At 66.8% G+C, this 12,314-nt stretch carries 11 protein-coding genes; 8 read left to right on the forward strand and 3 right to left on the reverse strand.

Going from position 1 to position 12,314, the window contains the following annotated elements; translation table 11 throughout:
- Nucleotides 1–38 precede the first annotated feature (38 nt).
- From FQU96_RS32390 to FQU96_RS32410, 5 genes are all read left to right on the forward strand, one after another.
- The gene (locus tag FQU96_RS32390; protein WP_218574963.1) at nucleotides 39–221 is read left to right on the forward strand and encodes a hypothetical protein; all 183 of its coding nucleotides are present in this window, start codon (nucleotides 39–41) and stop codon (nucleotides 219–221) included.
- Nucleotides 222–385: 164 nt separating this feature from the next.
- Nucleotides 386–1,426: a hypothetical protein gene (locus tag FQU96_RS32395; RefSeq protein ID WP_146545533.1), complete on the forward strand. Its 1,041-nt coding sequence runs from the start codon at nucleotides 386–388 to the stop codon at nucleotides 1,424–1,426.
- 119 nt (nucleotides 1,427–1,545) lie between these two features.
- Complete coding sequence (locus FQU96_RS32400) at nucleotides 1,546–3,918, forward strand: bifunctional serine/threonine-protein kinase/formylglycine-generating enzyme family protein (RefSeq protein ID WP_178130840.1); 2,373 nt, start codon at nucleotides 1,546–1,548, stop codon at nucleotides 3,916–3,918.
- A 162-nt stretch (nucleotides 3,919–4,080) separates the two neighbouring features.
- The gene (locus FQU96_RS32405) at nucleotides 4,081–5,037 is read left to right on the forward strand and encodes a hypothetical protein (protein WP_146545535.1); all 957 of its coding nucleotides are present in this window, start codon (nucleotides 4,081–4,083) and stop codon (nucleotides 5,035–5,037) included.
- Between the two features lie 10 nt (nucleotides 5,038–5,047).
- Nucleotides 5,048–5,506 (forward strand): GNAT family N-acetyltransferase, encoded by a 459-nt coding sequence (locus tag FQU96_RS32410; RefSeq protein WP_146545536.1) that lies wholly within the window; start codon nucleotides 5,048–5,050, stop codon nucleotides 5,504–5,506.
- Nucleotides 5,507–5,644: 138 nt separating this feature from the next.
- On the opposite strand, the gene FQU96_RS32415 is transcribed toward FQU96_RS32410, so the two are convergent.
- Nucleotides 5,645–6,298, reverse strand: coding sequence for a PadR family transcriptional regulator (locus FQU96_RS32415; RefSeq protein ID WP_370461573.1), 654 nt, complete (start codon nucleotides 6,296–6,298; stop codon nucleotides 5,645–5,647).
- Nucleotides 6,299–6,446: 148 nt separating this feature from the next.
- A complete protein-coding gene (locus tag FQU96_RS32420; protein WP_146545538.1) occupies nucleotides 6,447–7,502 on the reverse strand; it encodes a glycosyltransferase family 4 protein in 1,056 nt (351 codons plus the stop codon).
- Nucleotides 7,503–7,778: 276 nt separating this feature from the next.
- On the opposite strand from FQU96_RS32420, the gene FQU96_RS32425 reads away from it, so the two are divergent.
- Together FQU96_RS32425 and FQU96_RS32430 are read left to right on the forward strand one after the other, a co-directional pair.
- Nucleotides 7,779–9,536, forward strand: a complete 1,758-nt coding sequence (locus FQU96_RS32425) for an ABC transporter ATP-binding protein (RefSeq protein ID WP_255468677.1) — start codon at nucleotides 7,779–7,781, stop codon at nucleotides 9,534–9,536.
- Nucleotides 9,537–9,608: 72 nt separating this feature from the next.
- Nucleotides 9,609–10,310 carry an alpha/beta fold hydrolase gene (locus FQU96_RS32430; RefSeq protein ID WP_146545540.1) on the forward strand — a complete coding sequence of 234 codons (702 nt, stop codon included), beginning with the start codon at nucleotides 9,609–9,611 and terminating at the stop codon, nucleotides 10,308–10,310.
- Nucleotides 10,311–10,480: 170 nt separating this feature from the next.
- Here FQU96_RS32430 and FQU96_RS32435 read toward each other — a convergent pair whose 3' ends face one another.
- Nucleotides 10,481–11,680 (reverse strand): CaiB/BaiF CoA-transferase family protein, encoded by a 1,200-nt coding sequence (locus tag FQU96_RS32435; protein ID WP_178130841.1) that lies wholly within the window; start codon nucleotides 11,678–11,680, stop codon nucleotides 10,481–10,483.
- Between the two features lie 99 nt (nucleotides 11,681–11,779).
- Between FQU96_RS32435 and FQU96_RS32440 the strand changes: the two genes are divergently transcribed.
- Nucleotides 11,780–12,313, forward strand: coding sequence for a GbsR/MarR family transcriptional regulator (locus FQU96_RS32440; protein ID WP_178130842.1), 534 nt, complete (start codon nucleotides 11,780–11,782; stop codon nucleotides 12,311–12,313).
- Nucleotide 12,314 lies beyond the last annotated feature (1 nt).

Here is a 12,314-nt window from a genome sequence, read left to right on the forward strand (position 1 = left end):
GGAGTTTCCACGACTTCGTTGAACTGCAAAAGCGTGGCGTGGCGGCCTATGTGATCGCCACCGAGACGTTCCGGCCGCTGGTCCTGGCGCAGGCCAAGGCCCGCAAGATCGAGCCGAAACTGATTATTGTGAAGCACCCGATCGGCGGTCTCAATGCCGAGGAACTTGCCGAGCGGATCGCAACGGCGTCGAACGGGTTGATCGCGGCCATCGGTACATAACCTCCCCATCCAGTGGGGCAGGAGCCCGAAGGGGTGAAAGGAACCCGACGGAGTCTCAGTTACCCAGACCACGTCGTCTCCCACCGACGTTTCGACGCCAAACGTCGAAACGTCGTATCGGGGCACCTCCCCATCAGAGCTGGGGAAGAGACACAGGACCCATCATGAAGGACACGCCGGAGACCGAGCTGATCGACATTCCCGATGTCGACGCCGAGGCATGGAACGAGCTGGCGCTCGAGCACGGCTGGGGCGACGGCATGCCGCTGGCGATCCCGACCCAGGCCGCGGTCGACAAGTTCGTTGCCGTCTGTCGTGGCGACAACGAACCGTTCGCGCCCGTATCGCCCCGCCAAGTGGTGCCGACGCTGGGCAGCCTGGCGGCCAACGCCGTGATGGCCGGCTGCAAGCCGGACTATTTTCCGGTCGTGCTGGCAGCGCTGCGCGCGGTGCTGACACCCAACTACAACCTGCACGGCACGTTGGCCACGACGCATCCCTGCGCGCCGATGCTGTTGGTCAGCGGCCCGATCCGCCAGACGCTCGACATCAACTGCGGCAGTAACTGCTTCGGCCAGGGATGGCGCGCCAACGCCACGATCGGGCGGGCGCTGCAGCTGATCCTGCTCAATGTCGGCGGCGCCAAGCCCGGCCTGATGGATCGCGCCACCCACGGATCGCCAGCGAAATACGCCTATTGCTTCGGCGAGAACGAGGAGGAGAGCCCGTGGACGCCGTATCACGTGCGGCGCGGCTTCGCCGCCGGCGACAGCGTGGTGACGGCGATGGCGGGCGAAGCGCCGCACAACATCAACGACCACGGCAGCACCTCGGGCGAAGGCATCATGACCACGATCGAGAACACGATCGCGCAGTCCGGTGCCAACACCATCTACGGCAAGGGGCCGTACGTCCTGGTGTTGGGACCCGAGCATGCCGAAACGCTGCATCGCGACGGCTGGACAATCGAGGGCATGCAGAACCGCCTGTTCGAGCGGGCCCGCGTGCATGTCTCGCGCGTCTCGAAGGAAAACCAGGAGAGCTACGCCGGCTCGGACCACGTGCCGGTCAACGATTACTACAAGATCGCGCCGACGCCGGATGACATTCACATCCTGGTGGCCGGTGGTGCCGGCAAGCATTCGGCGTGGATCCCGTCGTTCGGCGGCACCGCGGTGCCGTCCGTCCGCATCGCCGGCGGCTAGTCGCGCACGCACGCAAACAGAGACAGCGCCGGATGCGATTTGCCGCACCCGGCTGCGCTTGCACACGCTGTGGTCACCCGATAGATAGTGAGCAATTGATCAGTTATGAGGGTGCGACCGTGGTCGACAAGGTCCAATGGACGACGCCCGCACAGCGTTCGCAGGGTGCTGCACCCGACGGTAACTTGATCGCGCTGCCAGCGGGCAGCCGTATCGGCAAGTATCAGATCGTATCGGTGCTGGGGCAGGGCGGCTTCGGGATCACGTATCGCGCCCGGGACACCGAGCTCGACCGCGATGTGGCGATCAAGGAGTACCTGCCGACCAGTTTCGCCGCGCGCCAGTCCGATTCGATGGTGCTGCCGCATTCGACCCAGTTGGCCGACGATTTCCGCTGGGGCCGCGACCGGTTCCTGGCCGAGGCCAAGACATTGGCGCACCTGGAGCATGCGACGGGCATCGTCAACGTCTATGACTTCCTGCAAGCCAACGGCACGGCCTACATGGTCATGGCCCTGGTGCCGGGCGAGACTCTGGAAGCGCGGCTGCGTCGCGACGGGCGTTTGCCGCAACCGGTCATCGAGCGTTTGCTCTATCCGCTGCTCGACGGGTTGGAGCAAGTGCATCGGGCGGGCTTCCTCCATCGCGATATCAAGCCGGCTAATATCCTGATCGACGCGCAGGGCGCGCCGTCGCTGATCGACTTCGGCGCCTCGCGCATGGCCTTGCAGGATCGCACCCAGGCGATGACCGCGGTCTATACGCCGGGCTACGCCGCCTTCGAGCAGATGTCGGCTGCACCGCAAGGGCCGTGGACGGATATCTACGCGCTGGCCGGCACGCTCTATCACTGCATCGCGGGCGTGCCGCCGCCGCCGGCGCTCGATCGCATGGTCACCGACCGGCTGGTACCGGCGGTCGAGGCCGGCCGCGGCAGCTATGCACCCGGCCTGCTGGCGGCGATCGATGCCGGTCTGGCTTTGAAGGCCGATGCCCGGCCGCAGTCGATCGTCCAGTGGCGCGCACTGTTCGCGGGCGCAGCGGCATCGCCTGCCGCGATGCCGACAGACCCCGCGACGCGGCGCATGGACCATGCGCCGGCGACGCCGCGGCGGCGGGCGTGGTTGTGGCCGGCCATCGCGGCTGTGGTGGTGCTGTGCCTGGCCGTCGGTGGCGGCGGCTATGTCGTGCTGCAAGACCGCGCTCGCGCCGAACGCGAGCGGGTCGAGCTGCATGAGAAGGCGTGGGCGCAGGCCAAGGCCGCCAACACCGCCGCTGCCTACCAGGATTATATGAATCGGTATCCGACAGGCAGTCATGCCGCGGAGGCACGCCAGGCGATCGCCACGCTGGAGCAACAAAACAAAGGCGAGGAGGATGCCTGGGCGCAAGCGCGCGGTATCAACACCGACGCCGGCTATCGCGCCTACCTCGACCGCTATCCCGCTGGCCGCTTTGCCGCTGACGCGCGCCGCGAGGTCGAGCGCATCGAGGCCGAGGCGTGGGCCCAGGCCACGAACGCCAACACGGATGGCGGCTATCAAGAATACCTCCGCCGGTATCCGGCGGGACGCTTTGTCGTCGATGCGCGCAGCGCCGCGGAGCGCATCAGCCGCCTGCGGACGCAGCAGCCGTTCCGCGACTGCGATCACTGTCCCCAGATGCTGGCGGTGCCGCGCGGCAGCTTCGTGATGGGAACGACGCCGGGCGAGGAAGACCGGGTGGAGGCGCCCTCGGATAGCCGTGGGGCGAGCCTGCCGCAGCACCCGGTGACGATCGGCAGGGACTTCGCGCTCGGCCGGTATCCCGTGACGCGCGGCGAGTTTGCCGCATTCGTGGCGGCAACCGGCTATGATGCCGGCGCGTCCTGCATCATCGTGACCAACGGCGGTGGCTATGCCGATACACAGGGAAGAAACTGGCGCAACCCGGGATTCCCGCAGACCGACCAGCACCCGGTGGTGTGTGTGTCGTGGAACGATGCGCGTGCCTACGTCGAGTGGCTGCGCAAGACGACCGGCAAGGACTACCGGCTGCCGTCGGAAGCGGAATGGGAATACGCGGCACGCGCTGGGACGACAACGGCGCGCTACTGGGGCGATTTCGCGGCCGACGCCTGCCGCTATGAAAACGTGTCGGACAAGAGTTTCGTCGACGGCCTGCGCATCACCAAGGACCGCAACAACTATTTCCAGTGTTCGGACGGCTACGTCTACACGTCGCCCGTCGGGTCGTTCGCGGCCAATCCCTGGGGTTTCTACGACATGCTGGGCAACGTGCTTCAGGCACAGTCGGACTGCCATCATGCCAGCTACAACGGGGCGCCGACGGATGGCCGCTCGTGGGACGACGGCGGCGACTGTTCCAAGCACGTCGTGCGCGGCGGCAACTGGGCCGAGGCCGCGTGGTTTGCGCGGACGGCGGCCCGCCGCGCCGGCCCGGCCGGCGTGCGTGTCAACTACGCAGGCTTCCGCGTGGCGCGCGGCAACTAGCGCGCCTCTCGTTCGAATAGTCCGACCAGACGGTCATCCCGAGCGCAGCGAGGGATCTCCCGCGAACGGAGACTCCTTTACCCCGGAGATCCCTCGCTGCGCTCGGGATGACTTCCACCAGGCCGAGATGCGCTCGTGTCGGTCTTGTGCCGAGTGCTCGCCATGACGGATGACGCGCTGCTGCTGTTTGACGAGTCGACGTCGTGGGAGACGGCGCAGGCGACGCTGGACGAGCAGGGTCTCGGCGACGGTTTGCCGCTGGTGATGCCGACGCAGCGCCGGCTCGAAGCCATGCTGGCCGGCATCGACCAGCCTGGCCGCAGTCGCGGTCCGATGCCGCCGCTGTTCGGCGAGCTCACGCCGGCAGCCGTTGCCTACAACTGTGTGCTGGCCGGCGCGCGACCGGGCGATCTGCCGGCGGTGCTGACCGCGGCCATGGCCTGCCTGGAAGCCGACTTCAACCTGCTGGGCATTCTCACCACAACCGGCACCACGGCGGTGGCGATGCTGGTGCACGGGCCGATGGCGCGGACCCTGGGCATCAATGGCGGCACCAATTGCCTGGGGCCAGGCGTGCGCGCCAACGCCACCATCGGTCGGGCGCTGGCGCTGGTCCTGCGCAATATCGGCGGTGCGCGGCCGCAGGTCGGCGACATGGCGACCATGGGCCAGCCGGGCAAGTACACGTTCTGCTTCGCCGAGAACGACGAGGCGATCTTTCCGCCGCTGCCGCTACGCCGTGGCATGGGCGCCGACGCGGTGAGCGTGCTCGGCGTATCGGGAACGGCGGAAATCCTGCCGGCGGGTGACGGCGACACGCCCGAAGCGATCCTGCGGTCAGTCGCCACGGCGATGGCCGTGGCCGCATCGGTCGCTGCGCGCAAGCCCGCGCGCGGCGAGCAGGTGCTGCTGCTGCCGCCGGAACTCGCGCGCTTCCTCGTCCAGCACGGCTGGGACCTCGCCCGCGTGCAACGTCATCTGTTCGATGCGCACGCGGTGGCGGCCGCGCCCGGGGCGATCCATGTGATCGTGACCGGCGGTCCCGGCGTCAAGATGACTCATCTGCCGCTGTGGGCCGGCGGCACCCGCGTGGTGACGCGGCCGATTGGCATCGATTGAGCGGTGTGTCATGACCACGGGCACTACGCTGACGCTGCAGCCGGTGACACAAGATGATGTCGAGCCGTTGCTGGCCATGGCACGCGCGTTTCACGCCGAGGATGGCCACGCGTTGAGCGATGCCGGTGCGCGGGCCGTGCACGTGGTCTGCGCCGGCGATCCGATGGCCCTGGCGTGGTTCCTGTGCGCCGACGGCGCGCGTGTCGGCTATGCGGTGCTGACCTTCGGTTTCAGCATCGAGCATGGCGGTCGCGACGGCTTCATCGACGACCTCTATTTGGTGCCGGCGGTACGCGGCCGTGGGCTCGGCGCCGCAGCGATGGCGATGCTGGAGCGGATCGCCGCCGAACGCGGTGTGCGGGCGCTGCATCTGGAGGTGGCGCGCGACAATGCGCGCGCCGAGGCGCTCTATCGCAGCCGCGGTTACGGCATCACCGAACGCAAGCTGATGAGCAAGAGGTTGTCCTAGACACAGCCGTCATCCCGAGCGGCGCGAGGGATCTTCTGCAAGTGACGCACGGTGCGCCCGCATCGAAAGATCCCGCGCTACGCTCGGGATGACAGTCCCGGGTCGCAGCCGAGCCCAGGCCCGCGCTCCCAGGGGGTGCTACTGCCCTCTGATCTCGGCGAGGGCGCGGCGCAGGATGGCGGCGACGCGGCGCTGCTCGTCCAATGGTGCGTGGCGCTTCTCGCGCAGCAGGCCACGCAGTTCGTGGCGGGCACCGCGCAGTTCCGAGGCCGTGCCGCGCGGATCGTCCTCGACATCCTCGCCGGCGAAGGCGCGGCGCACACGTTCCATGCGGCTGCCGATGTGCGCGAGCTGGCCCAGCAGCGCGTCGACCACACCGCGATTCTCCTCGAGATAGGCGCGGCCGCTGTCGGTGATGCTGTAGCGCTTGCGCGTGCCCTCGGCTTCGGCTGTCGCGTGGCCGAGCTCTTCGAGATAGGTCAGCGCCGGGTACACCATGCCGGGACTCGGGCTGTAGAAGCCGGATGACCGTTCTTCCAGCGCCTTGATGATTTCGTAGCCATGGCGCGGCTGCTCGGCCAGCAGGTTCAGAATGAGCAGCTGCAGGTCGCCGGCGCCCAGCTTGCGGCTCATGCCGAAGCGGCGGCCGCCGGGGCCGCCGTCTTCGCCGAAGCCCTCGGCGAACATCCGAAAGCCCCGCCCGTGACGGTGACGGCCGATGAAACTGCGCATGTTGTCGGTCCAGGACCGCTCGAACGGGCTGCCGTGACCGCAATCCCGATGATGACGCATGTGGTTTATCCTTTCGTAGAACATATATCGTAAGATATATCTTCTGACACGAAAGTCAAGCCCGGTGAAAACGAAAGCGGCTCCCGGCGCGCCTCATGAGCGCACCGGGAGCCGCGGTTCGTCGGCCGGCGTCAGCGTGCGATCTTGCTCAGGTGGCGACGACGCGCAGGTGATGATGATCGCGCCGCGCGAGCGCGGTGTAGACGTGCACGTAGTCCTCGGCCATGCGCCGCGCGGTGAAGCGCCGTTCGAACTGGCGGCGAATAGCGGTGCGCGACAGCTTGGGCAGGCGCTGCACGGCGGCAACGGCGCCCACTTCATCCTCAACGATGAAGCCGGTCACGCCTTCGTCGATGATCTCCGGCACCGAGCCGCGGTTGAAGCCGATCACCGGTGCGCCGCACGCCATCGCTTCGATCATCACCAGTCCGAACGGCTCGGGCCAGTCGATCGGCACCAGCAAGGCGATGGCGCCGCTGAGGAATTCCGATTTCTGCGAGTCGCTGATCTCGCCGATGAAGTCGACATGCGGCTGGGCCAACAGCGGCTCGATCTCCTTCTTGAAGTACGACGTGTCGGCCTTGTCGACCTTGGCCGCAATCTTGAGCGGCAAGCCGCAAAGCTGCGCGATGCGGATGGCGCGATCGACGCACTTCTCCGGTGCGATGCGTCCGAGGAACGCCAGGTATGACGGCTTCACGGGCTGCGGCATCAGCAGTTTTTCCGGTAAGCCGTGTTGCACGGTCTTGATCCATCCCGCCTGCGGCAGTGGTCGTCGCTGGGCGTCGGAGATCGAAATGACCGGGACCGACGAGAAGGCACTGAACACCGGCTGCTGCTCGGGAAGATCGAGGCGGCCATGCAGCGTGGTCACGAACGGCGTGCGCTGACGCGTGAACAGCGAGAATGGAAAATAGTCGAGATGGAAATGCAGCAGATCAAATTCATGCGCGCGCTGGCGCACGCGTTCCAGCAGCAGCATATGCAGCGACATGGGGTCGCGCACACTGGGATCCAGCCGCAGTGCGCGCGGCCACACGGCATCGAGTTCCGCCGCGGTCTCAGAATCGCCACTGGCAAACAGCGTTACGTCGTGGCCCAACGCCACCAGCTCTTCTGTCAGAAAAGAGACGACTCGTTCCGTACCGCCATAAAGCTTGGGCGGAATGGCTTCGGTGAGCGGAGCGATCTGGGCAATGCGCATGTGATAGCACCTTCTGGAAAAAAGGTTCAGTGTTGTGACTGACAAGTGCGTTGATTATCGTGCTTATGAGCGCCGGACTTGGCGCCAGACTCTGGATGCGTCTCTACCGGTAGCAACTTCAGTCGCCGGCCCGCGTCACTGCTTACATCGAAACGCCACACGGTAACGCCAACCGATCTACGCAGGAGATTGAGGCAAATGCAAGATCGCGGCCGAAACGAAGCCTCACATGTTTTTTCTACCAGCGATGAAGGAACCATCGGCACAAGTAATGCGTTGACGGCCTACGCCTTCAAACCGCTGGCGTTCATCTTGCGGTATGTGCGCCACCGCGCGCCATCGCATACGATCGTCATCCTCTCGGTTCTTGTCGCCGTTGGCTGCGCCATCTCATCGCAATACGCCATCAAGCATCTCATCGACGTGCTGTCATCGACACCCGATGCCAACGATCCTGTGTGGACGGCGTTCATGCTGCTCACCGGCTTGATCGCCGCCGACAATCTATCGTGGCGCGTGGGTGGTTGGGCCGCCAGCCACGCATTTGTCACGGTGACCGGCGATTTGCGACGTGATCTCTTTCGTCATCTCACCGGGCATGCGCACGGTTACTTTGTCGATCGCCTGCCCGGCATGTTGGCGAGCCGCATCACCGCGACCGCGAATGCCGTGTACACGACGGAAACCATGTTCACCTGGAACGTCATGCCGCCGGCCGTCGCGACCATGGGCTCGATCGCGTTGCTGAGTGCGGTCGATCCCACTCTGGCCGGAACGTTGGTGGTCATTGCCGGTATCATCGTGCTGGTGATGTTCAAGCTGGCCAGTCGGGGCCAGAAGCTGCATCACACGTTCGCGAGCAAGGCGGCGCTGGTCGACGGCGAACTGGTCGATATCATCGGCAACATCGGCGTCGTGCGTGCCTTCGGTGCCACCATGCGCGAACGTCAGCGTTTTGCAACGACGGTCCACGACGAGATGGACGCGCGCCAGCGCAGCCTGCGTTATCTCGAGAAGCTGCGGCTGCTGCATGCGGCGATGACCGCGGCATTGACGGCCGGCGTTCTGGGATGGGCATTGCTCCTGTGGCAACGCGGCGCCGTCACGACGGGCGACGTGGTACTGGTCTGCGCGCTGGGTTTCACCATCCTGCACGCGTCGCGGGATCTGGCCGTGGCCCTGGTCGAGATCACGCAGCACGTGGCCCGGCTGGGCGAGGCGCTCTCGACGCTGCTGCTGCCGCACGAGATGCGCGAGCATCCCGATGCGACATCGCTGTCGGTGCGCGGCGGTCGGGTCGAGTTCGACGGCGTCGACTTCAGCTACCCCGGCAGCCGCCCGGTATTGCGCAACTTCCGCCTGCAGGTTGCACCGGGTCAGCGCGTCGGCCTGGTCGGCCGGTCGGGCTCGGGCAAGTCGACGGTACTGGCCCTGATGCAGCGCTTCTATGACGTACAGCACGGCTGCATTCGCATCGGCGACCAGGACGTGCGGCAACTCGCGCAGCAGAGCCTGGGCGATGCGATCGCGCTGGTGCCGCAGGACATCTCGCTGTTCCATCGTTCGATCCTCGAAAATATCCGCTACGGCCGGCCGGATGCGACCGAGGCCGAGGTCGAGGCGGCTGCCGAGGCGGCGGGCTGCAAGGGCTTCATCGCCGCGCTGCCGCAGGGTTTCGCGACCATCGCCGGCGATCGCGGCGTGAAGCTGTCGGGCGGCCAGCGCCAGCGCATCGCGATCGCCCGCGCCTTCCTGAAGGATGCGCCGATCCTGTTGCTCGACGAGGCGACGTCGGCGCTGGACAGCGAATCCGAACAGGCGATCCACGAGGCGCTGGCGCGCCTGATGCGCGATCGCACGGTGATCGCCATTGCGCATCGGCTGTCGACCCTGCGCGACTTCGATCGCATCGTGGTGATGGACGCCGGCCGCATCGTGCAGGACGGCACGCCGTCCGATCTGGCACGCCGCGCGGGTCCGTTCCGTGACCTGCTGCAGCGCCAGATGGCCCAGGCCGAACGCGTCGCGGCCTGAGCGCCTCTTTCCGAACTGGGTTGCGCGCCTCTATCCTGTCGGGACATTGATGTCTCCCGACGGGGTGCTGCCATGACAAAGCAGAAGCTCGTTCTCGTGCCCGGCCTGCTGTGCGACGAGGATCTCTGGCACGATCAGCTTTCGGCGCTGGCGCCGCACGCCGATGTGGCGATCACCATGGAGCAGACGCGGTACCCGACGGTCAGCGCCATCGCGGCGGCGATCCTGGCCGCCGCGCCGCCGCAGTTCGCGCTCGCCGGCCTGTCGATGGGCGGCATGATCGCGATGGAGATCATGCGCCAGGCACCGCAGCGGGTGATGCGACTGGCGCTGCTCGATACCAGCGCGCGCGGCATCGTCGACGAAGAGCACGCCATTCGCGCCGGCCGCATCGCCCTGGTGCGGGCCGGGCATGTCGACATCATGCTGGGGCTGCAGCTGTCGCGCTTCGTGCCGATGACGCGGCTGGGCGATGCGATCCTGATCGATCGGGCGCTGAAGATGATGCGCCGTGTCGGCGCCGCCACCTATATCCGCCAGGAGCAGGCCGTGATGACGCGCAGCGACAGTCGCCCGGGACTGGCGGCGATCCAGTGTCCGACACTGGTGTTGTGTGGCCGGCAGGACGCCGCAACGCCGCTGGTCCTGTCAGAAGAAATCGCGGCGGCGATTCCATCGGCGCGGCTGGCGGTGGTCGAAGATTGCGGTCATCTGTCGACGATGGAGCAGCCCGATGTGGTCAACCGTGCGTTGCTGGATTGGCTGGCGATGTAACGGAAAGCCCTTTCGCCCGCTGCGCGGCTGTCGGATTCACACATCGTTATCGGGGGTTTCTGGGAGCGCGGGCGTCCCGCCCGCTCATGTCAGGCGAAAGCCTGGCTTTCGCCTTGATGCGGGCGGGACGCCCGCGCTCCCAGGGGCTCGCTTCGCTCGCGATGAAGAGGCTAACCGACCACGCCCTTAGCGCGCAGTGCGGCGATCGCGGTGTCGTCGCAGCCGGCGAGATCGCGCAGGACCCGGTCGCTGTCCTCGCCCAGCAGCGGCGGCGGTTCGTCGGTGCCCACCGGTGTATCCGACAACCGGTAGACCGACCCCAGGACGCGGAAGTCGCCGACATCCGGGTGATGCATCGTGCGCACCATGCCGCGGGCGGCGACCTCTTCCGACTCCAACGCCTCGGCCAGATCGCGCACCGGCCCGACCGGCAGGTGGCGCAGGCGCCGGGCCCAGTTCTCCTTGGTGTCGGTCGCCAGCACGGCATTCATCAACGCAAACAGCGCCGGCCGGTTCTGGGTGCGGCTGGCCGTGGTGGCAAAGCGCGGGTCGTCAATCCATTCGGGGCGGCCGATCGAACGGCACATCTCGGCGAACAGCTTCTGGTTCGCCACCGCCATGTAGAGCAGCCCGTTGCTGGTCGGGAAGGCATTGGTCGGCGTCGACGTCATGTGTGCATTGCCCGAGCGCGGCGGTTGCGTGCCCGAACTGAGATAATAGAGGCCGGCGTTGCCCAGAGCCGCGATGGCGACGTCGAACAGCGCCAGATCGATGTGCTGACCTCTGCCGGTGTCGCGCCGCGCATAGAGCGCGGCCAGGATCGCGCTGGTGGCGTGAACCGCGGTCAGCGTGTCGATGATCGACAACGCATGGCGCATCGGCGGGCCGTCGGGATCGCCGGTCAGCGCCATCATGCCCGACTCGGCCTGCAGGACCGGATCGAAGCCCGGCCGGTCGGCCATCGGCCCGGTCTGGCCATAGGCCGAGACCGAGAGATAGACCAGGCGCGGATGACGCTCCTTCAATGAGGCGTAGTCGAGACCGAAGCGCTTCATCACGCCGGGACGGAAGTTCTCGACCAGCACGTCGCAATCGGGCAGCAGGCGCGCGATGATCTCCTGGCCTTCCCGGGTGCCGATATCGAGCGCAACGCTCTTCTTGCCGCGATTGAAGGCCAGGAAGAAATGCGTCTGCGACCCGACCTTGGGGCCGGCCAGGCGGCGGCCGTCGTCGCCACCATCGGGGTCCTCGATCTTGATCACCTCGGCACCCATATCTGCCAACGACTGGGTGCAGGCGGGGCCGGCGATGACACGGGAGAAATCGAGTACGCGAATGCCGTCGAGCGGCGGACGACCGGAGGCAGTCATGACAGATCCTGTTCCAACGCAAAACCGCGGCGAGGCTGGCACGGTGGGCACAGTACTGTCCACGCCGTGCGCGCCATGGCTGCCGCGCGGGTGGATGAGATGAGCCTGTTGCCGGCCATGCACGACTTCGTCACGTTCTTCGGCGAACTCGGTCCGCGGTGGGGATTGGAAGCCGACCCCTGCCGTGTCCATGCCTACCTCTATCTGGTCGAGCGGCCCGCCAGCGAGAGCGACATCGCCGGTGCGCTCGATCTTGACGGCGCTGCCGTGACGGCGGCGCTCGCCTACCTCGTTCGCTGGCGCATGGTTCAGTCCGTGGGCGCCTCGCTGTGGCAGGTCGGCGGTGATCCCTGGGACATGCTGATGTCGGCGCTGGAGGCGCGGCGACAGGAGGAAATCGCGCCGGCGCTGGCGACCCTGCGCGGCTGCCGTGACGCGGCGCTGCGCGACAAGCTCGATCCATCGGTGCGTCGCCGGATTGGTGCCGTTCTCGACCTCGCCGAGGACCTCGCCGCGATCGACACCCAGGCGCGGCGATTGTCGCCGCAGTTCCTGCGGCAGATGGTCGGCCTGTCCGGCCGCGCCGCCCGCTTCATGGATCGGACGTTCGGCAGTCGACGCGACAAGCGATGAT

The organism is Reyranella sp. CPCC 100927, assembly GCF_007859315.1.
In the GTDB taxonomy this organism is placed as follows: domain Bacteria; phylum Pseudomonadota; class Alphaproteobacteria; order Reyranellales; family Reyranellaceae; genus Vineibacter.